This window comes from Rhizobium sp. CCGE531 (genome assembly GCF_003627795.1).
GTDB lineage: Bacteria > Pseudomonadota > Alphaproteobacteria > Rhizobiales > Rhizobiaceae > Rhizobium.
This window is the reverse complement of sequence record NZ_CP032684.1, coordinates 2546742-2571157: the sequence shown is the minus strand read 5'-3', so window position 1 is coordinate 2571157 and position 24416 is coordinate 2546742. Positions and strand designations below refer to the sequence as shown.

Here is a 24416-nt window from a genome sequence, read left to right as displayed (position 1 = left end):
CGCCTTTTTCATTGCTTCGATAATCGAACCGGCGATCGCCTCGCCTTTGCATTCGACACGCCCGACGTCGTTTCCATCCGGCTTGAGAGCCGGGGCAACGGGTGGATTTGAACCTTAGAGCTGCCGCCTCCTTCAGCAGCCAAGAAAAACAGGCAGAAAGCCATGAGCGACGCCGCGACATCAGATGCCCTTGAGGTCATGCCGATCAGGCGCACCAAGCGCTGGCATATCCTCGTTTTCCTTTTCCCGGCCTTTGTCGTCTATACGGCGGTCATGATCCTGCCGCTGATCGAGACCTTGCGGCTGTCGCTTTACAACGTCGTGGATAATCAATCCGTCTTCGTCGGCCTGAACAATTTCATGGTTCTGTTCGGCGACGAACGCTGGTCGCATGATTTCTGGAATGCGCTGCGCAACAATCTGATCTTCTTCATTATCCATATGTGCGTGCAGAATCCGATCGGCGTCGCGCTAGCCGCGCTTTTGTCATTGCCGAAATTGCGCTTTGTAGCGTTCTATCGCACGGCCATCTTCCTGCCGACGCTGCTTTCCTTCGTTGTCGTCGGCTTCATCTGGAAGCTGATCCTTTCGCCGCTTTGGGGTGTCGCGCCCGAACTGCTGAGCGTGATCGGGCTCAAATCGTTCTTTGCACCATGGCTCGGCAAGCCGAGCACGGCGCTGATCGCTGTCGCGCTGATCTCGGTCTGGCAATATGTCGGCATTCCGATGATGCTGATCTATGCAGCTCTGCTCAACATTCCGGAAGAGGTTATCGAAGCCGCCGAATGCGACGGCATTACCGGCTGGAGCCAGTTCTGGAAGATCAAGCTGCCGCTCGTGCTGCCGGCGATCGGCATCATCTCGATCCTCACCTTCGTCGGCAATTTCAACGCGTTTGACCTTGTCTATACCGTGCAAGGCGCATTGGCGGGACCGGATGGGTCCACCGACATTCTCGGCACGCTGCTCTATCGCGTCTTCTTCGGCTTTCAGCTGCAACTGGGCGACCGCTCGATGGGCGCGACCATCGCGACGGTGATGTTCCTCATCATCCTGGCCGGCGTTTCGTTCTATCTTTTCATCGTCCAGCGGCGCATCCGCCGCTACCAGTTCTGAGGAGCGCGAACCATGTCCAAGGCACGCACTTCGCTTGTCCGCAACGGCCTCGTGCATCTGGCGCTCATCGCCTATACGCTGGTGGCCATCTTTCCGGTGTTCCTGACCGTTATCAACTCCTTCAAGGATCGAGCATCGATCTTCCGGGCGCCCTTGAGCGTCCCGACGCCATCCTCCTTCAGCATGATCGGCTATGATACCGTTCTGAAGCAGGGGGATTTTCTGACCTATTTCCAGAACAGCTTCATCGTGACGATCCTCTCGATCATCCTGACGCTGCTGTTCGGGGCAATGGCCGCCTTCGCCCTGTCCGAATACCGCTTCCGCGGCAATACAGTCATGGGCCTTTATCTGGCAATCGGCATCATGATCCCGATCCGGCTCGGCACGGTCGCGATCCTGCAGGGCATGGTTGCCGCCGGCCTCGTCAACACGCTGACGGCTCTGATCCTCGTCTATACGGCGCAGGGCCTGCCGCTCGCCATCTTCATTCTCTCAGAGTTCATGCGGACGGTTTCCGACGACCTGAAGAATGCCGGTCGCATCGATGGCCTCAGCGAATATGCCATTTTCTTCCGTCTGGTGCTGCCGCTGGTCCGCCCGGCCATGGCGACGGTTGCGGTCTTCACCATGATCCCGATCTGGAACGATCTGTGGTTCCCGTTGATCCTGGCTCCGAGCGAGGCGACCAAGACGGTGACGCTCGGATCGCAGATCTTCATCGGCCAGTTCGTCACCAACTGGAATGCGGTGCTGGCGGCACTGACGCTTGCCATCCTGCCGATCCTCATCCTTTACGTCCTGTTTTCGCGTCAACTCATTCGCGGCATTACATCCGGAGCAGTCAAGTGAGCCTATCCGAAAAGCCGATCCGCGTTCTCGTCGCCGGCCTTGGCAATATGGGCCGCAGCCATGCTCTGGCCTATCATAACAATCCGGGCTTCGAGATCGTCGGCCTCGTCAATCGCTCCAAGCCCGAGCTGCCTGAGGAGCTGCGGGAATATACGATCCATGCGGATTTCGAGGCGGCATTGAAGGAGCTGAAGCCGGATCTCTGCTCCATCAATACCTATTCCGACAGCCATGCCGATTTCGCCGTCATGGCCTTCGAAGCAGGCTGCCATGTCTTCGTCGAGAAGCCGCTGGCCACCACGGTCGAAGATGCCGAGCGCGTCGTTGCGGCTGCGCAGAAGGCCGGCAAGAAGCTGGCGATCGGCTACATCCTGCGCCACCATCCCTCATGGATGCGGCTGATCGCCGAAGCCCGCAAACTCGGCGGTCCCTATGTCTTCCGCATGAACCTCAATCAGCAATCGAGCGGTCCGACTTGGGAGACGCACAAGGCATTGATGCGCACGACCTCGCCGATCGTCGATTGCGGCGTGCATTATGTCGACGTCATGTGCCAGATCACCGACGCCAAGCCCGTCGAGGTGCGTGGCATGGGCCTGCGGCTGTCGCAGGAGATCAAGCCGGACATGTATAATTACGGCCACCTGCAGGTGATCTTCGAGGATGGCTCGGTCGGCTGGTACGAGGCCGGTTGGGGTCCGATGATTTCGGAAACGGCTTTCTTCGTGAAGGATGTGATGTCGCCGAACGGTTCGGTCTCGATCGTCATGGATCAGAATGCCAAGTCCGACGATATCGACATGCACACCAAAACCTCGGTCATCCGGCTGCACAACGCCGAGGCAGGCCCGAGCGGTCAGTTCATCCGGCCGGATCAGGACCTGCATATGGATGGCGAACCCGGCCATCAGGAGCTCTGCGACTTCGAGCAGGCCTTCATGCTGAAGGCCATCCGCGAGGATCTCGACCTCAATCGCAATATGGCCGATGCCGTTCAATCGCTGCGTATATGCCTCGCCGCCGATGAGAGCGTGCGCACCGGCAAGCCTGTTTATCTATAAGGACAAGAGACTGTGGGATCGCTTCAACTGAAATCCATCCGCAAGGCCTATGGCTCGCACGACGTGCTGAAGGGCATCGACCTCGAAGTGAAGGATGGCGAGTTCGTCATCTTCGTCGGCCCTTCCGGCTGCGGCAAGTCGACCCTTCTGCGCAGCATCGCCGGTCTCGAGGATGTGACCTCCGGTGCAGTGCTGATCAACGGCCAGGATGTGACCGCGGCGCCGCCGGCCAAGCGCGGCATTTCGATGGTTTTCCAGTCCTATGCGCTCTATCCGCATCTGACTGTCAAGGACAATATGGGATTGGGTCTCAAGCAGGCCGGTACGCCGAAGGCCGAGATCGACAACCGGGTCGAGAAGGCTTCGAGCATGCTGTCGCTCGCGCCTTATCTGGCCCGCCGCCCGGCCGAGCTTTCCGGCGGCCAGCGACAGCGTGTCGCCATCGGCCGCGCGATCGTTCGCGAGCCCGAGCTTTTCCTCTTCGACGAGCCGCTGTCGAATCTCGATGCCGCATTGCGCGTACAGACGCGTCTGGAGATTGCTCGACTGCATCGCAGCCTGAAGGCGACGATGATCTACGTCACCCACGATCAGGTCGAGGCGATGACGCTCGCCGACAAGATCGTCGTGCTCAATGCCGGCGCGATCGAGCAGATCGGTTCGCCGATGGAGCTCTATAATCACCCGGCCAATACCTTCGTTGCCGGCTTTATCGGCTCGCCGCAGATGAATTTCATTCCGGCCGAGAAGCTGGGCGAAATCGGTGCCAAAACCCTGGGCATTCGCCCCGAACATATCACGCTGTCGCGCGATCAGGGCTCTTGGGCCGCCAAGGTCATCCACGTCGAGCATCTCGGCGCGGACACAATCATCTATCTCGAATCCGAAACCACCGGTCTTCTGACGGTACGTCTCTTCGGCGAGCATAAGTACGAGCCGGACGAGATTGTTTATGCGACGCCGGATACGAGCCATATGCATCGCTTCGATGCCAATGACAAAGCGATCGGGGCCTAAGCCACTCCGATCGACCTTTTGAAAAGGGCTCTGCCGCGCGCCAGAGCCTTTTTTATTTTGTCCATATCGAATAGTCCAGTCGTCCGGACGAATTCATGCCGCTGTCATGAAACCTCACTATCAAGAGATCAGTCAACTCCAACAGCGAGAGCATCATGACGAGCGCAGCAACGACTTACGCCACCTGGCGCAAGGACCCTCAAGGCGATACCGCAATGGCGGAATCGCATAGTCCCTATTGGCGGCACTTCATCGAAACCGTGCCGGAGCGTGATTTCTCCTCGAAGACAATCCTTGATTTCGGCTGCAACCGCGGCGGCTTCCTGCGTTTGCTCCATGGCATGCGGCCGTTCCGGCGCGGCGTCGGCATCGATATCGCTTCGGAGTCGGTGGCTGCTGCGGTCGCGGCCGTCGGCAATATGCCGCTGCAGTTTCATGTGACGACTGACCTGTCGCCCTTTGCCGATAGTTTCGATGTCGCCTTCAGTTATGAGGTGATCTATCTGCTGCCGGAGCTGAAACAGCACGCCGACCAGATGTTTCAGGTCATGCGGAATGGCGGCGTCTACTATGCTGTGACCGGTTGCCACAATGAAATGCCGCTCTGGCCGAAATGGCTCGAACTGATCGGCAATAACAGCAATGCGCCGATGCAGGATCGGTCTCCACAGGATTATATCGACGCATTCGTCGCGGCCGGCTTCGATGTTTCGGTCAAGCGTTTCGGCTATGACGGCTTTGTTCACTCATCGAAGGACCGCAAATATTATCCGAGCATTCTCGATGCGCTGAGCTATCCGGCCGAATACAAGCTGTTGTTCCGCCTCGAAAAGCGTGTCTGACATGGAGACGATCGATCGAAAGAGCGGCAGCGCCCTCTGGCATCAGATCGGCGAAATCCTGGCGGCAGATATTGCCGCCGGGACTTTTGCCCCAGGAGAAAAATTGCCGACCGAGCCGGAGCTAATGCAGCGTTTCGGCGTCAGCCGTTTTACCGTGCGCCAGGCGCTGGGGCATCTGGAACAGCGCGGGCTGGTCCGCGCCGAACAGGGGCGAGGGACATTCGTCCATAAGGGCGTGCTCGACTATACGCTGTCGAAGCGCACCCGCTTTCACAAAAATCTGATCGAACAAGGCTTTGAGCCGGGTGGCGAATTGCTCGTTCACGAGATCGTGCCGGCGACGGAGCGCGTCGCTACCTATTTGAAGTTGGCGATGGGTGCGCCGGTCATCCATCGTCGTGGCTTAATGACCGCCGATGGTATTCCGGTCGAATTAGGCGATTCATATTATCCAGCCGGGCGCTTTCCCGATTTCGATAAGGCCCGGTCGCAATATGAGACGATCTCTGCGGCACTCGCCAGCTACGGCGTCACCGACTACGAACGGCTGTCGACGGAGATCGAGGCGCGGATGCCGACGGTGGAAGAGGCGCGGCTCCTGCGGCAGCCGAAATCCGTACCGCTGCTCATTATCCGCAAGGTGGACGCGGATGCGGAAGGGCTGCCGATAACCTATTCGGAGTCGATCTGGTCGGCGGAGCGGATCACCTTCAACGTGGATCTGCGATAGCAATTTGGGATGGTATCGCCGATACCCGAGGCAAAAGCGCACTGCCTATGTCCGCCTCAGCGGTGAGAGAGGATATTGACCACCTTGCCGAAAGGGTCACGGACGTAGAAGCGGCGAACGCCCCAGGGTTCGTCCGTCAGGTCATACAATATGCCGAAGCCCATGGATGTAGCGCGATGATAAAGCGTGTCGACATCGTCGACTTCGATAGAAAGGTCGGGGACGATCGTGCCGGAGCCGCCTTCGCTGGCGACGCTGATTTGCGGAACCGTTGCCGCTTCGGAGGCGAAGGTGACGATCCAGCCGTGATCCATGACGATGTCGAGGCCGAGCAGGTCATGGTAGAAAAGGCGAGCGGTGTCTGGATCGGCGGTCGGCAGGTTTGGGATGATGCGTAGGACGGTCACTGACGTTTCTCCCTCGTGGACATGGAGGCGGGCCTCAGCCGCGCCTCCACCAATGCTGGTTCAGACGGTGACTGCGGGCAGCAGCTTCGTGCGTTCCGCGAGAATATGGCGGCATGCGCTTGCCACTTCACGACCCTTGATGATGAAATGTTCCTTGAAGAACTGGATATGCGCTTCCGACTCCTGGAAGTGATGCGGCGTCAGAACTGCCGAGAGGATTGGTACACCGGTATCGAGCTGGACGCGCATCATGGCATCAAGAACCGTATTGGCGACGAATTCATGGCGATAGATGCCGCCGTCGACAACGAAAGCGGTGGCAACGATTGCGGAATAACGGCCATTGCGGGCGAGCGTCTGCGCGTGCAGCGGAATTTCGAGCGCGCCGGGGACGTCGAAGATGTCGATGGGTGGTGCGCCTTCCGTCGTCTGCCATTCGGCAACGAAGGAATCGACCGAGCGATCGACGATGTCGGCATGCCAGCGGGCCCGAATGATCGCAATGCGGCTCGGCTGGGTAGAAATCGAAATGGTCATGAATTTGCCTTTCAAGGGTTGTTGTCAATTATCCCTTGGGCGAACACGCAGAATTGCAGCACTCCCCGCGCGGAGAAGGTGCGACCCGGCTTGCTCTCTTCCATCCGGACTATACCGTCGGCTCCGGCATCTCACCGGATCTGCTGACCCTTCCGAAGCCCGGAAGGCGCTCGCGGGCTCGGGAAAACCCCATACCGCCGGTGGGGAATTGCACCCCGCCCTGAGAACGCGTGAACTATAGATGCTTTCCCTTGTGGAAATCAAAGAAAAACGCCGGGCTTTTGACCCGGCGTTTGCGAATAATTTTTCAAAGTTTCCCTGCGATGCAGGGGCCATTCTCAATCCTGAATGACGAGCAGGTCGGAGGAGGCGAAGCGCAGCGTCACCTTCTCGCCGACGCTTGGGGGCATCATGCCCGGGCTGTTGAACATGTCGAAGGAAATGGTGTTGCCGGCGACATTCATACGGGTGCGGATGACGGAACCCAGGAAGTGCGCCGAGGAAACTTCGCCCGTCAGAGCGGTATCGCCCTTGGCCGATTCGGCCAGCGAGCCGGCCTCCGGACGCAGGGCGAGCGATACCGTATCGCCTGGCTTATAGGCGGTAACCGATTGCTTTAAGGTCACGCCCTGATCGCCGATCATGATGCGGTTACTGACCGGATCGACGACCTTGCCTTCGATCAGGTTCAGCGTGCCGACGAAGGAGGCGACGAAGCGTGTTGCCGGCGTGTTGTAGATCTCGAAAGGCGTACCGATCTGATCGGCGCGGCCTGCGTTCATGACGACGATGCGGTCGGAGATCGAAAGCGCTTCTTCCTGATCGTGCGTTACGAAAACCGTGGTGATGCCGAGCTGCTGCTGGATGGCACGGATTTCTTCGCGCAGCGAAATGCGGATCTTGGCGTCGAGCGCGGACAGCGGCTCATCGAGCAAGAGGACCTGAGGCTTGACGGCGATGGCGCGGGCCAGCGCCACGCGCTGCTGCTGACCGCCGGACATCTGGTAGGGGTAGCGGCTGGCGAGATGATCGAGCTTGATGAGAGCAAGCATCTCCTTGACGCGATTGTCGATATCTGGCTTCGCCATGCCGGCGACCTTGAGGCCGAAGGCGACGTTGTCGTGCACCGTCATGTTCGGAAACAGCGCGTAGGCCTGGAAGACCATGCCGATGTTGCGCTGGTTCGGCTTCAGGGCGCGCTGATCCTTGCCGTTGATCGTCAAGCTGCCCGCGGTCGGGGTTTCGAAGCCGGCGATCATGCGCAGCACGGTCGTCTTGCCGCAGCCCGATGGTCCGAGGAAGGAGACGAATTCTCCCTTCTCGATTTGCATATTGAAATCGTGAACGACGTGAACGTCGCCGAAGGACTTCTTGATGTGGGTGAGTTCGAGAAAAGCCATGGTGAGAAGCCTTACGCCTTAACCGGAGCCAGTTTTGAGAAGCGGGAAACGAGCTGTAGCAGGCCCATGCTGAGCCAGGTGACAGCAAGCGCGATGATGGCGAGTGCCGAGGACTGATAAGCCTGGTTGGCGCCGACGAGCTGCATGTAAGGGCCGAAAGCCGGCCGGTTGAGCAATGATGCCATCGTGAATTCGCCCATAACGATCGCCAGCGTGATGAAGGCACCGGAAAGAACGCCGCTCATGACATTGGGAAAAATGCAGCGGAACATGATGGTCGTCCACTTCGCGCCAAGGCTTTCCGCCGCTTCCGTCAGGGTGCCGACATCGATCGTGCGCATCGCCGTATCGACGGAACGATACATATAGGGAAGGGACAAGACAATATAGGAGCAGACCAGAAGGAAGTTTGTCGTCTGCTCGAAGCCCGTCAAAGGCAGGATCGATGACGAATTGTAGAGGCGCAGATAGCCGAAGACGATGACGATCGCGGGAATGACCAAAGGCATCAGCGTGATGAATTCGACGATCGGGCGAATCTGGGGCAGGCGAAGCCGGACCCAGTAGGCCGTGGGCACGACGAGCAGCATGCCGACGATGATGGTCAGCACCGCCATGAACATGGAATAGCCGAACGCGTACAGGAAGTGCGTGTCGGAAAAGACCGATGCATAGGCGTCGAAACTATAGGCATTGCGGCGCATGCGCAGCGAGAATTCCAGCGTGCCGATCAGCGGAACGATGAAATAGATGGCGCCGATGACGACCGCGATCCAGGCAAAGAATTTTTGCAGCTTCATTTCTGCCACCGTTCCGCGCGGATACGCATGATGATGTAAATGATGTTGGAAATGCCTGTTATGACGATCATGCCGAGAGCCATCGCATAACCGAGGTTGGCGTTGTGCAGCACGTCGCCACGGATCTGGGCATAGAGCTGGATCGGAATGATGTTCAGCGAGCTACCCGTCAGCGCAATGGCAGTTGCGATGGCGCCGAAGGCGTTGGCAAAAAGCAGCAGCGTCGTGCCGAGCAGGCTCGGCCAGAGGATGGGCAGCGCCACCATCAGCCAATATTGCTTGTTGGTTGCTCCGAGGATGGAGGCTGCTTCGCGCCATTCCTTCTTCATGCCGTCCAGGGCCGGCGTGATGATCAGTACCATCAGCGGAATCTGGAAGTACATGTAGGTCAGGGTCAGGCCGGTAAAGCTATAGAGATTGAAGCCTGCTTGAAAAATGTCGAAGCCAAACCAGTTTTTCACCAGCAGCGTGACGAGACCCAGGCGACCGATCGTGGCGATGAATGCAAAAGCCAGAGGTACGCCGGCGAAATTTGAGGCGACGCCGGAAAAGGTCAGGAAGGCATGGCGCACCCAGGCCGGAAGTCCGCCCATGACCAGAGCCCAGGCCAGATAAAAGCCGATCAGCGCGCCACCGAGCGCCGAGGCGACCGACACCTTTATGCTGATCCAATAGGAGGCCATGATCGATTCTGTGAATAGATCGCCAATGTTCTTCAGCGTCAGACTGCCGTCGGGCGTCAGAAAGGCGCCGGCGACGAGATAGATCGTTGGGAGAATCAGAAACAGCATCGCGAAGATCAAGAAGGGCGCGATGCCCAGCCAGTCGACGACCACGCGTTTGTTGATCAGAGGGGAGGTGCTGACCGTTGATGTTGTGACGATGCTCATGATTGGCCCAATCCGCGGCGCCGAAAAAGGAAAACCTCCCCGTCGAAACGGGGAGGTGATATTGGATATGATTACTTTACGTTCGAACCGACGACGGAATCCCACTTCGTGGTGATGGCGGCCTTGCCAGCATCCTGCTCTTCGAGCGTCGGGAATATGGCCTTTTCATAGGCGGCAGCCGGCGGCAGCTTGTCGAGAAGTTCCTGCGGGACCTTCTTGTTCTTTGCCAGGTCGTTGAAGCGGATCGGGTGGCAATAGCCCTTCAGCCAGCCGATCTGGCCTTCGTCGGAATAGAGGAACTCCATCCAGAGCTTGGCAGCATTCGGATGTGGAGCGAAGGCCGAGATCGCCTGGACGTAGACGCCTGCGATAACGCCCGAAGCCGGAACGGTGACGTCAACCGGCGGGTTGCCGTTCAGGCTGTCGCGCCAGGACAGGCCGTTGTAGTCCCATGCGACGACGATCGGGGTTGCGCCCTGTGCGAGCGAAGCGGACTTGCCGATGACCGGAACGAAGTTGCCAGCCTTGTTCAGCTTTGCGAAGTAGTCGAGACCAGCAGCGCCGACCTTGGCAGCGTCCTTTTCACCGGCAGCCAGACCGGCTGCGTAAACGGCCTGAACGGCCTGGTTCGAGGTGCGCGGGTCGCCGGCGAGCGAAACGGTGTTGGCGTATTCCGGCTTCTGCAGGTCAGCCCAGTCCTTCGGCGGGTTCTTCACGACGTCCTTGTTCACGACGAAGGAGAGAACGCCGTAGTAATCGCCGTACCAGTAGCCTTCGGCATCCTTGGCGCTGTCCGGAATGGAAGCCCAGGTGGAGACCTTGTAAGGCTGTAGCAGGCCTTCCTTCTTGGCGGTCGGGCCGAAGGAGAGACCGACGTCGATGACATCAGGAGCCTGCGGGCCGGTGTTGCCCTTGTTGGCGCGGATTGCTTCGACTTCATCGCCCGAACCGGCATCCGGATTCAGTTCGTTGACTTCGATGCCGTACTTTGCCTTGAACGCAGCGATGAGATCGCCGTAACCGCACCAGTTGTGGGGCAGCGCGATCGTGGTCAGCGTGCCTTCCTTCTTGGCAGCGGCGATGAGATCGGCGCTCGGCTCCGCGGCCGCCATTGCCGTCGAAGCGACGAGCATTGCGGTAGAGATGGTCAGAAGACGATGAATTTTCGAGGTCACTGCATTTCCTCCTTCTGGGTTTCAGTGTCTGGCGTTGCTGTTAATGACGTAACATGAAGGTTGTGTGACGGTTTCAAAGCGTTGCGTTTACTGACAGCGAAGATGATTTTGCTTCTAATCAACAAGTATGACAGTCGCTGCATTTCACATCGCTTGGCGAGATATTATTTTATGCTTCAGTTTTCCTCTCAACTCAGCCTGCGGAACAGTTTTGTCTGCTCAAAAAGGCCCTCGAGCGTTTTCATGCGCTCGCTCGTCTCGTCCCACGTCGAGCTTTGAACCGCCTCGATCAGGGCTTCGACGATGAAGAGAGTAACGACTGACGAATCCCAGGCGGAGGGGGCTTCAATCTGCACGCGGAACGTGTGTCGCGCATGTTTGGCCGCCGGTGTTGCCCACTGGTCCGTAAAGACGATGATTTCGGCGCCACGCCGGCGGGCGGCCGCGGCCAGATTGACCATTTCCTGCTCGTAGCGCCTGATGTCGAAGATGACGAGCAGATCGCCCGGATTCATGTTCAGGACATATTGCGGCCAGGTGCTGGAATTGGAGGAGAGCAGCGTCGTGTTGGGACGAATGACCTGCATGTGGGTGAAGAAATATTCGGCAAGCGCGCCCGTAATGCGTCCGCCGACGAAATAGAGCCCGCGCTTTCTTTCGGATAGCAGGGTCGCAACGCTGTCGAATGTTGCGGCATCGATATCCGAAAGCGTCTGGCGCAGATTGCTCATGATGGCATCGGCAAAGCGATTGAGGATATGCGTGCCCGGCGCGTTCGATGCCCAGCGATCATGCTTCGTCAGCGGATTGGAGATGGTTGCCTCGAGCTCTTGATGAAGATGGGCCTGAAAGTCCGGGTAGCCCTTGTACCCGAGTTTCTGCACCATGCGCGCGACCGTTGGCGTCGAAACGCGCGCATTTTCGGCAACCGTGGTGATGCTGCCAAGCCCTGAAACGGGATAGTTGTCGAGCAGGCTCTTGGCGAGCTGCTTTTCGGCGCGCGTCAGCGTGTCGAAGCGCGCGTTGATCACGTCAGAAACTGTCTTCGACGCATTACTCACTCGATTTTGCTCCCCGGGACGGTCTTATGCCGCTTTCCTGCAAGGATATAACAACGCTGTCATATTTCGAGTCAATGTCACAAATGAAGAAATAATTTCAGTTTTCGATTGACAGCGGTGAAAACCTGAAGAATTCTTTTCTTATAAAAATTTCATTAATCGGCAATGGGGCGTCTCCAATGCTTGCGCAGCAAGGCATTCTGACGAAGGCGGATGGCGATTGTGTCGCGGTCGAAAGGCCGGATGGAAGCAGCGCGATTTTGCTCGTCTGCGAGCATGCTTCCTGTGCTCTGCCGGAGCGGTTCGGGGATCTCGGGCTTTCCGCCGAGGCGCTTTCCAGCCATATTGCCTGGGATCCGGGCGCACTGGCGGTTGCAAGAAGAATGTCCGCGAGCTTGAACGCGACGCTGGTTTTTCAGCGTTTCTCACGCCTGATCTATGACTGCAACCGGCCGCCGGAAAGTGCCGGCGCCATGCCGGAGACGAGCGAAATCTATACGATCCCAGGCAATCAGCATCTGGGCGAGGCAGACCGGCTGGCGCGCACGCAAGGCCTCTACTTACCGTTTCATGACAGGATCAGGGCCCTGTTAAAAGAGAGGGCCGCACGCGGACAAAAAAACGTGATCGCGACAATCCACAGCTTCACGCCGATCTATAACGGCAAGCCGCGTGTGGTGGAGCTTGGCATTCTGCATGACGAGGACCGTTGGCTGGCCGATCGCATGCTGGATGCGGCGGCTGAAGCGCCGCTCTATCGGACGGAACGCAATCAACCTTACGGGCCTGAAGACGGCGTCACCCATACGCTGAAGCTGCATGGGATCGCCAACAGCCTGCATAATGTAATGATCGAGGTCCGCAACGACCTCATTCAAGATGACGTCGGCCAAGGGGTCGTGGCCGATTATCTGACAGGGCTTATCCAGAGCAGTCTGGAAGCCTGAGCATAAAAGAAAAAGACCCCGGGGAGCAGTTCCACTGCGATCAGGCCGCACGGCAAAAAGTCGGCGGCCCATGTGACACAAGGTTCTCCGCAATCCCGCGGACGACCGGGCTTAAGGGGGAATGACATGTCTGATTACACAGAGTTAGACAAAAAGCAGGATGTTCATATCCTGCACTCCATGGGCTACGCCCAGGAGCTGGAACGGCGCATGAGTTCATTCTCGAATTTCGCCATTTCCTTCTCCATCATTTGCATTCTATCTGGCGGCATCAACTCGCTTGCACAAGCGACATCGGGCGCTGGCGGTGCCGCGATCGGTATAGGTTGGCCGCTCGGCTGCCTGATTTCGGGTGTTTTCGCGCTCTCGATGGCACAGATTTCCTCGGCCTATCCCACGGCTGGTGGCCTCTATCATTGGGGCTCGATCCTCGGCAACCGGTTCACCGGCTGGCTGACGGCATGGCTCAATCTTCTCGGTCTGATCACCGTGCTCGGCGCGATCAATGTCGGCACCTGGGGCTTCTTCAGCGGTTCCATCGCCGGCTGGTTCGGTATTGCCGTCGATACCACGACTTCGGCGGGTTTTGCCAATCAGATCATTTTCGTCGCCATCATCACCGGCCTGCAGGCGCTGATCAATCACTTCGGCATCAAGCTCACCGCAAAGCTGACCGATATGTCCGGCTACCTCATCTTCGCCGCTGCGATCGCGTTGACTGTCGTCTGCCTCATCGGCGTGAAGAGCTGGGATATCAGCCGCATCTGGACCTTCACCAACTATTCCGGCACGCCGGAAGGTGACGCCTCGGTTTGGCCGAAAACGGACAATGTCTGGTACATCTTCGCCCTCGGTCTGTTGCTGCCGATCTACACGATCACAGGTTATGATGCCTCGGCGCATACGTCCGAGGAGACGGTCAAGGCGTCCAGTTCCGTGCCGCGTGGTATGGTTTCCTCGGTCTGGTGGTCATCTTTCTTCGGTTATATCATGCTCCTCGCCTTCCTCCTGGCGATCCCGGACATGAATGAAGCGTCGAAACAGGGCTGGAACGTCTTCTTCTGGACCATCAACGGCATTACCAATCCTGTCGTGGCCAATATACTTTATGTTGCGATTTTCATCTCTCAGCTTCTGTGCGGCCTTGCGACCGTGACATCGGCATCGCGCATGATCTATGCCTTCTCGCGCGACGGCGGCCTGCCGTTTTCGAAAGCGCTCGCCAGCGTCAGCCCAAAATTTCGGACGCCCTCGATCGCGATCTGGACGGCTGCGGTTCTTTCCGTACTGTTCGTCTGGGGCGCTTCGCTCGTCACGATCGCCGGCTCTTCGGCCTATACGATCGTCGTATCGTGCACGGTTATCTTCCTTTTCCTCTCGTTCGCCGTGCCGATCGTGCTCGGCATCAAGGCGATAGGAACCGCAAAATGGCCGAAAATGGGTCCATGGAACATGGGGATCGGCGTTTACAAGCTGGTCTCGCTTCTTGTGATCGTTGCGATGGCGGTCATTTTCGTCATCGGCGTGCAGCCGCCGAACCAGTGGGCGCTTTATATCACAATCGGCTTCCTGGTGTTGACCGCGATCATTTGGTTTGCCTTCGAAAAGCGTCGCTTCCAGGGGCCGCCGATCGGCGACATGATCGCCAAGCGTCAGGCGGATATCGCGGCTGCCGAACGGGCAGTCGGCGAGGTATGATCCTCATCCGTCATCAATCCGGCGGGGCCGTTGTCGCGGCCCCATCAAACTTGACGAGCGGCTTCGGGCAATAGGGCGGCCCACCGCGTCGTCGGATGATCACCCCTCTATCTTTCAGGCGGACCAAATTATGAGCAGCTATACGTTCGACGACCTCAGACGAGATGTGGCCGAAGGGCGCATCGATACGGTTCTCGCATGTCAGGTCGACATGCAGGGCCGGTTGATGGGCAAACGTTTCCAGGCGGAATTCTTCATTGAAAGCGCCTGGAAGGAAACGCATAGCTGCAACTACCTGCAGGCGACCGACATCGAAATGGAGACCGTCTCCGGCTACAAGTCGACAAGCTGGGAGAAGGGCTACGGCGACTATACGATGAAGCCCGATCTCGCGACGCTGCGCCGCATTCCCTGGCTGGAGGGCACGGCGCTCGTCCTTTGCGACGTGCTCGACCACCATACCCATGAGGAAGTGCCGCATTCCCCGCGCGCCATCCTGAAGAAGCAGGTGCAGCGATTGGAAGCCATGGGCCTCAAGGCTTACATGGCTTCGGAGCTCGAATTCTTCCTGTTCGACCAGAGCTATGACAGCGCGCGCGAGGCCGGCTATCGCAACATGAAGCTCGCCAGCGGCTATAACGAGGATTATCACATCTTCCAGACCACCAAGGAAGAAGAGGTAATGCGGGCGATCCGCACTGGCCTCCAAGCGGCGGGCATCCCTGTGGAAAATTCGAAGGGCGAGGCTTCGGCGGGGCAGGAGGAAATCAATGTCCGCTACGCCGATGCGCTTGATATGGCCGACCGTCATGCGATAATCAAGAACGGCTGTAAGGAGATTGCCTGGTCGAAGGGCAAGGCGATCACCTTCCTGGCGAAATGGAACTATAGTGCCGCCGGCAGCTCGTCGCATATCCATCAGTCGCTCTGGAGCACCGACGGCAAGACACCGTTGTTCTTCGACAAGGAAAAAGAACACGGCATGACGCCGATGATGAGGCACTATGTCGCCGGCCTTCTGACTCACGCCAGCGAGATCACCTATTTCCTGGCGCCCTATATCAATTCCTACAAGCGCTTCGTTGCTGGCACCTTCGCGCCCACGAAGGCGATCTGGAGCACCGACAATCGCACAGCCGGCTATCGCCTGTGTGGCGCTGAAACCAAGAGCATTCGCATCGAGTGCCGCGTCGGCGGCTCTGACCTCAATCCTTATCTGGCGTTTGCGGCCCTGATCGCCGCCGGCATCGACGGTATAGAGAACAAGCTCGAACTCGAAGCACCCTTCGTCGGCGATGCTTATGGCGCGCGCGAAGTCCGCGAGATACCGCGCACCTTACGCGATGCCACGACGGCGCTGACCACTTCGAAGATGCTGCGCGCCGCCTTCGGCGACGATGTCATCGACCACTATACCCGCGCCGCCGAATGGGAGCAGGAGGAGTATGATCGCCGCGTCACCGATTGGGAAGTGGCGCGCGGATTCGAAAGGGCGTAAGGCTTTTGCGATCTGCCTCATGCCCGATTTCATTCTATGATCGGGCAGGGCCTCAGGATGTTTTTGCCGGTTGCGGGACATCCGGCAATCAATTGATGACGAAGAAAACAGGAATTCGATCATGACCATGATCACGTGCGTCTCCCCGATAAACGGAGAGGTTTATGCCGAACGCCCGGCCTTGTCGCTGGATGCTGCCAAGGACGTCGTAGCCCGCGCCCGCAAGGCGCAAAAGGATTGGGCGCGCCGCCCGCTGGAAGATCGCGTTCAGCTGGTGCTGAAGGGTGCCGCCCGGCTCAATGAGATGGCCGATGTGGTCGTGCCGGAGCTTGCCTGGCAGATGGGCCGCCCGATCAAGTATGGCGGGGAATATCGCGGTTTCAACGAGCGTTCGAACTATGTCGCGTCGATCGCCGCCGATGCCTTGGCACCGTTGGTTGTCGAGGACAGCGCGAATTTTGCCCGCCGCATAGAACGCGAGCCGCATGGCGTCGTCTTCGTCATCGCGCCCTGGAACTATCCTTACATGACGGCGATCAACACGATCGCCCCGGCGCTGATGGCCGGCAACACCGTGGTTCTCAAGCATGCGAGCCAGACGTTGCTGGTCGGCGAGCGGCTGGTGCAGGCTTTCGTCGAGGCCGGCGTTCCCGCCGACGTCTTCCAGAATGTCTTCCTCGATCATGAAACGACCTCGGCGCTGATTGCGGCCGGCAGTTTCAACTTCGTCAATTTCACCGGCTCCGTCGAAGGCGGCCGGTCGATCGAGCGTGCGGCCGCCGGCACCTTCACCAGCCTCGGCCTGGAGCTTGGCGGCAAGGATCCGGGCTATGTGATGGAGGATGCCGATCTCGACGCTGCGGTCGATACGCTGATGGATGGAGCGACCTATAATTCCGGCCAGTGCTGCTGTGGCATCGAGCGCATCTATGTGCATGAATCGCTATACGACGCCTTCGTCGAAAAGTCGGTTGCCTGGGTTTCGAATTACAAGCTCGGCAATCCGCTTGATCCCGAAACGTCGCTCGGGCCGATGGCGCACAAGCGCTTCGCCAAGGTGGTGCGCGAACAGATCGCCGATGCCGTCGCCAAGGGCGCCAAGGCGCTGGTCGATCCCAAGCTGTTCCCGGCAGATGATGGCGGCGCCTATCTGGCGCCGCAGATCCTCGTCGATGTCGATCATTCGATGGCCTTCATGCGCGAAGAGACCTTCGGCCCGGCCGTCGGCATCATGAAGGTGAAGAGCGACGCGCAAGCACTGGAGCTGATGAACGACAGCCCCTACGGTCTGACGGCATCGCTCTGGACCAGGGATGTCGAGCGCGCCTCGCGCATTGGCCGTGAGATCGAAACTGGCACCGTCTTCATGAACCGCGCCGATTATCTCGATCCGGCGCTGTGCTGGACCGGCGTCAAGGAAACCGGCCGCGGCGGCTCGCTGTCGATCATCGGTTTCCACAACCTGACGCGTCCGAAATCCTATCATCTGAAGAAAGTAACAGCATGAGCACTATCTCAGCCAATTGGAGCTATCCGAACGCTTTCAAGCTCGGCCGCGGCCGCATCAAGGAACTCGCGGACGCCTGCAAGAGCCTGGGCATGAAGAAGCCGCTCCTGGTCACCGACCGGGGACTTGCCTCGATGGCGATCACCAAGACCGCATTGGACATCCTGGAGGATGCGGGTCTCGGACGGGCTCTCTTTGCCGATGTCGATCCAAATCCCAACGAGAAGAACCTCGAAGCCGGCGTGAAGGCCTTCAAGGATGGCGGGCATGACGGCGTCGTCGCCTTCGGTGGTGGTTCCGGCCTCGATCTCGGCAAGTGCGTCGCCTTCATGGCTGGTCAGACGCGGCCGGTCTGGGATTTCGAAGATATCGGCGACTGGTGGACCCGCGCAAGCGTCGAAGGCATTGCGCCGATCGTCGCGGTGCCGACGACCGCCGGCACCGGCTCTGAAGTCGGCCGCGCCAGCGTCATCACCAATTCCGCAACGCATGTGAAGAAGATCATCTTCCATCCGAAGTTCCTGCCCGGCGTCGTCATCGCCGATCCCGAGCTGACCGTCGGCATGCCGAAGGTGATCACCGCCGGCACCGGCATGGATGCGTTTGCTCATTGCCTGGAAGCCTATTCCTCGCCGTTCTATCACCCGATGTCGGCTGGTATCGCGCTGGAAGGCATGCGGCTGGTCAAGGAGTTCCTGCCGCGCGCCCATCGCGAGGGGACGGATCTCGAAGCGCGTGCCAATATGATGAGCGCCGCCGCCATGGGCGCCGTTGCGTTCCAGAAGGGTCTTGGCGCCATCCACGCGCTGTCGCATCCGATCGGCGCCGTCTACAACACCCATCACGGCACGACCAACGCCGTCGTCATGCCGGCCGTCCTGCGCTTCAACCGCAAGGCTATCGAGGACAAGATCGGACGCGCCGCCGCCTATCTTGGGATTTCGGGCGGTTTCGACGGCTTCTATGATTATGTGCTGCAATTGCGCTCGGAACTCGGCGTGCCGGAAAGTCTGTCCGCCATGGGCATCGCACCCGACCGGATCGACGAGCTTTCAGCCATGGCAATCGAAGACCCTAGTGCCGGCGGCAATCCTGTGCCGATGACGCTCGAAAATACCAAGGCCCTATTTAGGGATTGCTTCTAATCTTACTGCGTCACAAATTTGTGGATTTTATCGATCCTTCATCCGGGAGCAGCATGGACATCGCTGGAGGTTGCGACTGAGTGCGACGGTCAAGTGCCTTCGGATTGTGGCGATCGAATTCGACACGTGTCGCTCGGGTCGGATCGGGGGCTCCGCGGGGTCGATAACCCTGGGGAAGGCCAGATTGCGGGCGGTTTTTGGTTTCGGGCGGCGCTGAGGGGGGAATCGTCTCCCTTTGGGAGATGAGGAATCCGTAAGCGGCAATGCAGAGGCTTGCATGATGATGGAAGCCGCGCCAACCGCGTCCCTCATAGTGGCCGAGCCCGAGTTCCTGTTTGAGTTCCTGATAGTCGCGCTCGATGCGCCAGCGCAGCTTGGCGGTGCTGACGAGCTTTGCGAGCGAAGCGGCGGCCGGGAGAGTGGAGAGCCAGTATTTGAGTGGTTCGGCATCACCCTCGGGCCATTCGATCAGCAGCCATTCCTCGGCGCGGGGCTCGGTCAATTTGTAATCCCTGGACGCGGGCCTGACGCGCACGGCGGCGAAGCGAGAGTTGAGGTCAGTGTTGGTTCCTTCCCGCCAGCCGATGATCTGCCAGGCATCTTGCGGCAGTTCCTGCGCCAACGCCTTGGCCGATATCGGGCTGTGCTCGGGGCTGCGGCGCATCAGCGAGGTTGGCCGCCCCTTTCCGCGCCAGGGCTCGGGTGGCAATGGTCCCTCGCCGGGTCGCCAGACGCTGAGTGTCGGCTGCACGCCCACGACATAGTCGAGGCCGAGTGCCGACAGGCCGGCGCGGAATGCGCCGTCCACGCCATAGCCGGCATCGGCCAACACCACACCGGGCGCCACTCCGGCTGCCTGGGCGGCTCGGATCTGCTCCAGCGCGATGGCCGGTTTGGTCTGGAATGCGACGCTGTCAGGGATCTTCGCCTTGCGCCGCCGCTCGGCATCGTCGGCCCAGATCTCGGGTAGATACAGCCGGTAGGCAATCGGCAAGCTCGCTGCGACGTTGGCGATCGACAAGCTGACCGCGACTTGGCAGTTGTCCTGCTTGCCGAGTTGGCCACAATATTGCCGCGCCACCCCGACCGAATGCCTGCCCTTCTTGGGAAAGCCGGTGTCATCTACAATCCACGCCTCGATCGGCCCATGTCGCTCGATCAGCGGCAGCACCAAATCGCCAATCCGCCGCAGAAGCGCCTCGTCCGACCACGGCGCCTGACCGACGAAATGCAGTAACGACTGATGCTTGGACGAAACCCTCGCCGGTGCCGTTACCGCTGCCAGAGGCTCGACACTCTTGCGCTCCACCGGCAGCATGAGGCCAAGGCAGTAATCCTTCAGCGGCTCTGCCCGATCGGCATGGCCGATCACATCGACAAGCCTCTCGACATAATCCGCAAAGTCTGGTTCACTTCTTCCGTTCAGGCCATTCATCTCAGCTTGCTCCTGCTGACCACGAATCGCCACGCTAGCACATCATCGCAAACCGCGAATCTCCCGTTTTTTGTGACTCAGTAAGACTAATAAGCCGTGGCTTCCGTCGGCCGCACTGTGAGCATATCGCAGGGCGGCCGTTTTCCGTCACCCTTCTTTCCAGGGATTGATTGTCGAGATTCCTGCGGCCACGAATGGAGCTGTATCTCGCGTGGCGACGGCGAAACCATGTGTTGCCGCAATTGCCGCGATTTGGCCATCCGCGACGGCAATCGAGTATCCTGCGGATCTCGCGCGGCTGATTAAAGGTGCGTAATTTTCTGCGGCGGCCTTGTCGAAGGCAAGAATGCGTGAAGCAAAGAGCCGTGAAACAAGTTGGGTGAGCGCGCCATCAAGGCCCATCTTGCGTTTGCCATCCGGCAGAATCTCTATACCGACCAACAGTTCGGCGAGGCTTGTGCTCGTCAGGAAAAGCGTTTCCGCCAGCTGCTGGTCCAGCCATTTCAAAACTTGATCATTGCCCGTGGGCTTCATCGGTTCCGAGACGACATTTGTGTCGAGAATAATCATTCGAAACTAGCCGGTTCTGTCGGCGTCCGCTCACGCTCCAAATCGAGATCCAAACCACCAAACTGGCGCCCAAATGCTGCCAATTCCGAGCCGATCTTCAGCCGGTCCTTTGGACGCACAGCTTCCTCCAGAATTTCACGGATTTCAGCTTCGGTGCTGCGTCCATGTTGCTCGGCTCGCAGCTTCAGCGCTCGGTGAGTTTCATCGGGAAGATTTCTTACGGTAATGGCAGCCATCGCTATTTCTCCGAATGTCGAAGGAATGATATCAATTCTGAAATTTGATAGCAATTCCGAACGCTGACGGTACGGAGGATCGCATCCAAAAAGGGCCATTGGGCAGTTGAGTCGATGGCCTTTTCGCCCGTTGGCAAATCAATCCACGAATTCGACAACGGTGCCGGGCTTGACCATTTTGCCGAGCTCAGTCGCATCCCAATTGGTGAGGCGCACGCAGCCATGGCTCTGTGTCTTGCCGATTCTCGAGGGGTCCGGCGTGCCGTGGATGCCGTAGGTAGGCTTCGACAGCGCCATCCAAACCGTACCGACCGGGCCGTTCGGCCCGGGTGGGATGTTGAGAATCTTATCGTTTCCGGCCTGCTGGAAATTGATCTTAGGATTGTAGGTATAGCCTGGATTGAAGGCGACGCGCTCGACCGTGACCGTGCCGGAGGGCGAGGGCGTGTCGGCGGATCCGATGCTGGCAGGGTAGGCGGCGACTAAGGTGCCGTTGGCGTCATAGGCGAAAACCTGCTTGCGGCCCTTGTCCGCCAGGATCTTGGCGACCGCACCCGTCTTGCTGGAACCAGTATTGACGACCTTGATGGTGCTGCCGGGCACGGTGAAATCGACACCGGGATTGAGCGCCTTCAGGTAGCCTTCATCCATATGAAAGCGCTCCGCCAGCATTTCGGTCGTCGACGTATAGCCGAGGGAGGGCATCTGGGATTTTGCGGCATAATCTTCGGGGATCGATGCAACATAGGGGCCGGCCGCGTCGGCCGCCGTGATCGTGTAGTTAATGATCGGCATGCCGCCGGACATGCGCAGCTGCTCGAGAATTGCGTCGGTATTGTTCGGATCGAGGGTCTGGCCGGTCATCAGCTGATAGGCATAGATCGCCTTGGTGACGTTGGCGCCCATGCGGCCATCGATGGCGCCTGGCGAAATGCCCTGCCGCGCAAGGAAGACCTCGATCGCGGTGATCTCCATCTTCGACTTGCCCTTGAGCGTGATGACGGGCTCGGCCGGCGGCTTGTTGACGATATCTGGTGCGCCCTGCTGCGGGTCTATCGATGCATAATCGTTGCCGCTCGGGTTCGTCTGGCCCTGGTTCTTGCTCGGCAGAGGCTGATTGTCGAGCGGCTGGCGCTGAATATCGCCATCACGCGGGATGCCGCCGGTCACGACGCCCCGATCCTGCTGATCGTCGCCGTCGTAATTGCCGTAGCTATCGGTGCGATACTGGCGGTAGTCCTGGTACCCGCCGTTGTTGGAGAGCTGCGTGTCGCCATAACGGCCGCCATTGTCGCGGCCATTATCGTTATAGGCTTCGCGAGCGGGCGCGCGAGGATAATAGGTACTTGCCTTCATCTCCGTGGCGACGACATTGCCGTAGGAATCGATCAGAACCCGTCGGCCGCGTCCATCGCGCGTCATGGAATATCCACCGCCGTAAGGGTATTGATCGAGGATACGGCCGTCGGGAGTGACGAGAACCGTGTTGCCGTTTCCGCTGCGATAGTATTGTGCCTGCGCATCGGTGAGCGCGGGCATGGATACTGTGGCAGTCATTGCCAGGACAAAACTCAATTTTACGAACCGGTTCACGTCTGTCGAATCCTCGGGGTGGTCGTTCGGCTGACACACACATGGCAATTTTGACGCCAGTATGGAAATTTAGATTATCATGCTGAATAAAGTATAAAAAATTCTGTGATCAAGACTTCAAGTTAACATTCGGTAAGCCAAATCACCGTTTATTTCAGCCGCGCTCCATCGCGGGACAACGTCCGCTGGCAGCGCCAATCGGGAAGGATGCTGGGGATGATGGATTTTTCGGCGGCCAAGGGGCCGAAACTGATGCTGGACGAAAGCTCCGTGCTGGATATCGGTGCCTGCATCGTCGATGGAAACAATCTCGCACCTGGACGCGCCATTCCCGACGACGGCGATCCGCGTATCGACCATTCGCTGGAGGGCTTCCTCTTTACTTGCGGCCCGGACCATATCCGTCATCCGCAACCGATGACGGGAGCCTTCGAAGGAAGGCGCTATCCGCTTCATGGATCCTTTTCCTCCCATCCGGCCAAAATTCTCTGGACCAGGTTCGAGGATGGCAATGCGGAATGCCGCGCCGATATCGACGTCATCACCGCCGAACGTCGCACGGCGAGGCTGGAACGCCATTGGCGGATCGACGGCGCGACGGGCGAGGTTTCGCTCGCAGACCGCATCGTCAATACGAGCGTCGAGGCGATGCCGGTCTTTCTAATGTACCATATGAATCTCGGTGGAAAGTGGTTCGACAGCGGCACGCGCCTCACCGGACAGATGCTGGAGAATGGCGGCTTTCCCTGGACGTTCGGCGAGGAGGGCGGCGACATCTTCTGCGTGCCGGCGCAGGACAAGGGCGAGGATTGGGCGGAGATCAGTCTCGGCCCCATCGCGGCCATCGGCGGCAAGTCTTTGAGGGTGCGCTTCGGTACCGATATGCTGCCGTTCCTGCAGGTCTGGCGCAACCAGCGCGCGCCTGCGCATGTCCTCGGCATCGAGCCGGTGTCGCATCGCTGGGTCTCGCGCGCGGAGCTTGAGGAGGCGGGCGAATTCAATATTCTCCAGCCCGGCGAAGCCCGCAATTTCATGCTCAACTTTGCCTTTGTTTGAGAGTGCCCGCGGTTGACGCTCGCCCTGTCGCGGCGTAGATCATGGCCACGGTTTTAGAGAGGACATGAACCATGGATATCCGCCCGATCGACGATGAATACTCGGTGTCCGGCCAGATCACCGTAGAGGATCTCGACCAGATCAAGGCCATGGGTTTCAAGTCCATCGTCTGCCACCGCCCGGACAATGAGAGCCCGGATCAGACGCCGTTTGGCGTCATCGAGGCCCGTGCCAAGGAACTCGGCCTGGAGATCACCCAGGTGCCCGTCGGCCCCATGGGCGTCACCGAGGAAGCCGTGCAGGGCATGGTCGATGCGCTGGACGAGTTCCCGCGTCCGATGCTCGGCTATTGCCGGTCGGGTGCACGCTCGACCGCGATCTATCAGAAGACGCATCATATTCGCGGCTGAACGGGTCTTTACCCGGCCTTTTGATTGCGGGGTGGGCCGCGGGCCATGCCCTGTTTACCTGTCGAAGAACAACATCAGGAGAAGACCATGAGCATCAAGCGTATTGACGTTGGCGCCCGCATGAGCGGCGCTGTCATTCACGGCAACACCGTCTATCTCGCCGGCCAGGTTGGCGAAGGCGAAAGCGTCACCGATCAGTGCAAGTCGGCGCTGGCTGAAGTCGACCGTCTGCTGGGTGCTGCCGGCACTAACAAGTCGAAGATCCTGCAGACCCTCATCTATCTCTCCGACATCTCCTATTTCGCCGAAATGAACGCTGCCTGGGAAGCCTGGGTCGATCCGGCCCATACGCCTGCCCGTGCGACCAGCGAAGCCAAGCTCGCAGCGCCGAAGTACAAGGTCGAATTCATCGTGACCGCAGCTCTCGACTAAG

General features: G+C 59.0%; 25 protein-coding genes and 1 riboswitch. Of the genes, 14 read left to right on the top strand and 11 right to left on the bottom strand.

Annotation, left to right across the window (positions count from 1 at the left end):
- The first annotated feature begins 162 nt into the window (after positions 1-162).
- From CCGE531_RS12515 to phnF, 6 genes are all read left to right on the top strand, one after another.
- Positions 163-1116, top strand: a complete 954-nt coding sequence (locus CCGE531_RS12515) for a sugar ABC transporter permease (RefSeq protein ID WP_120664453.1) — start codon at positions 163-165, stop codon at positions 1114-1116.
- 12 nt (positions 1117-1128) lie between these two features.
- Positions 1129-1968: a carbohydrate ABC transporter permease gene (locus tag CCGE531_RS12510; RefSeq protein WP_120664452.1), complete on the top strand. Its 840-nt coding sequence runs from the start codon at positions 1129-1131 to the stop codon at positions 1966-1968.
- Positions 1965-3029, top strand: a complete 1065-nt coding sequence (locus CCGE531_RS12505) for a Gfo/Idh/MocA family oxidoreductase (protein ID WP_120664451.1) — start codon at positions 1965-1967, stop codon at positions 3027-3029. The genes CCGE531_RS12510 and CCGE531_RS12505 overlap by 4 nt, the downstream gene beginning before the upstream one ends.
- Before the next feature lie 12 nt (positions 3030-3041).
- Complete coding sequence (locus tag CCGE531_RS12500; RefSeq protein ID WP_120664450.1) at positions 3042-4046, top strand: ABC transporter ATP-binding protein; 1005 nt, start codon at positions 3042-3044, stop codon at positions 4044-4046.
- Positions 4047-4201: 155 nt separating this feature from the next.
- Positions 4202-4888 carry a methyltransferase domain-containing protein gene (locus tag CCGE531_RS12495; RefSeq protein WP_120664449.1) on the top strand — a complete coding sequence of 229 codons (687 nt, stop codon included), beginning with the start codon at positions 4202-4204 and terminating at the stop codon, positions 4886-4888.
- A gap of 1 nt (position 4889) precedes the next feature.
- A complete protein-coding gene (gene phnF, locus CCGE531_RS12490; protein WP_120664448.1) occupies positions 4890-5618 on the top strand; it encodes a phosphonate metabolism transcriptional regulator PhnF in 729 nt (242 codons plus the stop codon).
- A gap of 56 nt (positions 5619-5674) precedes the next feature.
- On the opposite strand, the gene CCGE531_RS12485 is transcribed toward phnF, so the two are convergent.
- The 7 genes from CCGE531_RS12485 to CCGE531_RS12455 all read right to left on the bottom strand — a co-directional run bounded on the left by CCGE531_RS12485 (position 5675) and on the right by CCGE531_RS12455 (position 11888).
- Positions 5675-6025 carry a VOC family protein gene (locus CCGE531_RS12485; protein ID WP_120664447.1) on the bottom strand — a complete coding sequence of 117 codons (351 nt, stop codon included), beginning with the start codon at positions 6023-6025 and terminating at the stop codon, positions 5675-5677.
- Between the two features lie 60 nt (positions 6026-6085).
- Positions 6086-6562: a 6,7-dimethyl-8-ribityllumazine synthase gene (locus CCGE531_RS12480; protein WP_120666769.1), complete on the bottom strand. Its 477-nt coding sequence runs from the start codon at positions 6560-6562 to the stop codon at positions 6086-6088.
- 88 nt (positions 6563-6650) lie between these two features.
- A riboswitch (FMN riboswitch) is annotated at positions 6651-6794 on the bottom strand.
- A 106-nt stretch (positions 6795-6900) separates the two neighbouring features.
- Positions 6901-7962: an ABC transporter ATP-binding protein gene (locus CCGE531_RS12475; protein WP_120664446.1), complete on the bottom strand. Its 1062-nt coding sequence runs from the start codon at positions 7960-7962 to the stop codon at positions 6901-6903.
- Positions 7963-7973: 11 nt separating this feature from the next.
- The gene (locus tag CCGE531_RS12470; RefSeq protein ID WP_120664445.1) at positions 7974-8762 is read right to left on the bottom strand and encodes an ABC transporter permease; all 789 of its coding nucleotides are present in this window, start codon (positions 8760-8762) and stop codon (positions 7974-7976) included.
- A complete protein-coding gene (locus tag CCGE531_RS12465; RefSeq protein WP_120664444.1) occupies positions 8759-9652 on the bottom strand; it encodes an ABC transporter permease subunit in 894 nt (297 codons plus the stop codon). The genes CCGE531_RS12470 and CCGE531_RS12465 overlap by 4 nt, the downstream gene beginning before the upstream one ends.
- Positions 9653-9723: 71 nt before the next feature.
- A complete protein-coding gene (locus CCGE531_RS12460) occupies positions 9724-10827 on the bottom strand; it encodes an ABC transporter substrate-binding protein (RefSeq protein ID WP_120664443.1) in 1104 nt (367 codons plus the stop codon).
- 188 nt (positions 10828-11015) lie between these two features.
- Positions 11016-11888 (bottom strand): MurR/RpiR family transcriptional regulator, encoded by an 873-nt coding sequence (locus tag CCGE531_RS12455; RefSeq protein WP_120664442.1) that lies wholly within the window; start codon positions 11886-11888, stop codon positions 11016-11018.
- Between the two features lie 179 nt (positions 11889-12067).
- Here CCGE531_RS12455 and CCGE531_RS12450 point away from each other — a divergent pair, with 179 nt between their 5' ends.
- From CCGE531_RS12450 to CCGE531_RS12430, 5 genes are all read left to right on the top strand, one after another.
- Complete coding sequence (locus CCGE531_RS12450; protein ID WP_120664441.1) at positions 12068-12835, top strand: N-formylglutamate amidohydrolase; 768 nt, start codon at positions 12068-12070, stop codon at positions 12833-12835.
- A gap of 126 nt (positions 12836-12961) precedes the next feature.
- Entirely contained in the window at positions 12962-14533 is a 1572-nt protein-coding gene (locus tag CCGE531_RS12445; RefSeq protein WP_120664440.1) for an amino acid permease, read from the top strand.
- A 130-nt stretch (positions 14534-14663) separates the two neighbouring features.
- A complete protein-coding gene (locus tag CCGE531_RS12440; RefSeq protein ID WP_120664439.1) occupies positions 14664-16031 on the top strand; it encodes a glutamine synthetase family protein in 1368 nt (455 codons plus the stop codon).
- A 121-nt stretch (positions 16032-16152) separates the two neighbouring features.
- Positions 16153-17538 (top strand): aldehyde dehydrogenase family protein, encoded by a 1386-nt coding sequence (locus CCGE531_RS12435; protein WP_120664438.1) that lies wholly within the window; start codon positions 16153-16155, stop codon positions 17536-17538.
- Entirely contained in the window at positions 17535-18683 is a 1149-nt protein-coding gene (locus CCGE531_RS12430) for an iron-containing alcohol dehydrogenase (RefSeq protein WP_120664437.1), read from the top strand. The genes CCGE531_RS12435 and CCGE531_RS12430 overlap by 4 nt, the downstream gene beginning before the upstream one ends.
- Positions 18684-18693: 10 nt before the next feature.
- Here the strand turns inward: CCGE531_RS12430 and CCGE531_RS12425 are convergent, their stop codons facing one another.
- The 4 genes from CCGE531_RS12425 to CCGE531_RS12410 form a co-directional block, all read right to left on the bottom strand.
- Positions 18694-20118, bottom strand: coding sequence for an IS701 family transposase (locus tag CCGE531_RS12425; RefSeq protein ID WP_245458839.1), 1425 nt, complete (start codon positions 20116-20118; stop codon positions 18694-18696).
- A 147-nt stretch (positions 20119-20265) separates the two neighbouring features.
- The gene (locus CCGE531_RS12420) at positions 20266-20688 is read right to left on the bottom strand and encodes a type II toxin-antitoxin system VapC family toxin (protein ID WP_120664436.1); all 423 of its coding nucleotides are present in this window, start codon (positions 20686-20688) and stop codon (positions 20266-20268) included.
- Complete coding sequence (locus CCGE531_RS12415; protein WP_120664435.1) at positions 20685-20924, bottom strand: Arc family DNA-binding protein; 240 nt, start codon at positions 20922-20924, stop codon at positions 20685-20687. The genes CCGE531_RS12420 and CCGE531_RS12415 overlap by 4 nt, the downstream gene beginning before the upstream one ends.
- 138 nt (positions 20925-21062) lie before the next feature.
- Complete coding sequence (locus CCGE531_RS12410; protein ID WP_245458838.1) at positions 21063-22481, bottom strand: L,D-transpeptidase; 1419 nt, start codon at positions 22479-22481, stop codon at positions 21063-21065.
- A gap of 252 nt (positions 22482-22733) precedes the next feature.
- Between CCGE531_RS12410 and CCGE531_RS12405 the strand changes: the two genes are divergently transcribed.
- From CCGE531_RS12405 to CCGE531_RS12395, 3 genes are all read left to right on the top strand, one after another.
- Positions 22734-23573 (top strand): DUF4432 family protein, encoded by an 840-nt coding sequence (locus CCGE531_RS12405; RefSeq protein WP_120664433.1) that lies wholly within the window; start codon positions 22734-22736, stop codon positions 23571-23573.
- Between the two features lie 71 nt (positions 23574-23644).
- On the top strand, positions 23645-23983 hold the full coding sequence (locus CCGE531_RS12400; RefSeq protein WP_120664432.1) for a sulfur transferase domain-containing protein: 339 nt from the start codon (positions 23645-23647) through the stop codon (positions 23981-23983).
- An 87-nt stretch (positions 23984-24070) separates the two neighbouring features.
- Positions 24071-24415: a RidA family protein gene (locus CCGE531_RS12395; RefSeq protein WP_120664431.1), complete on the top strand. Its 345-nt coding sequence runs from the start codon at positions 24071-24073 to the stop codon at positions 24413-24415.
- Position 24416 lies beyond the last annotated feature (1 nt).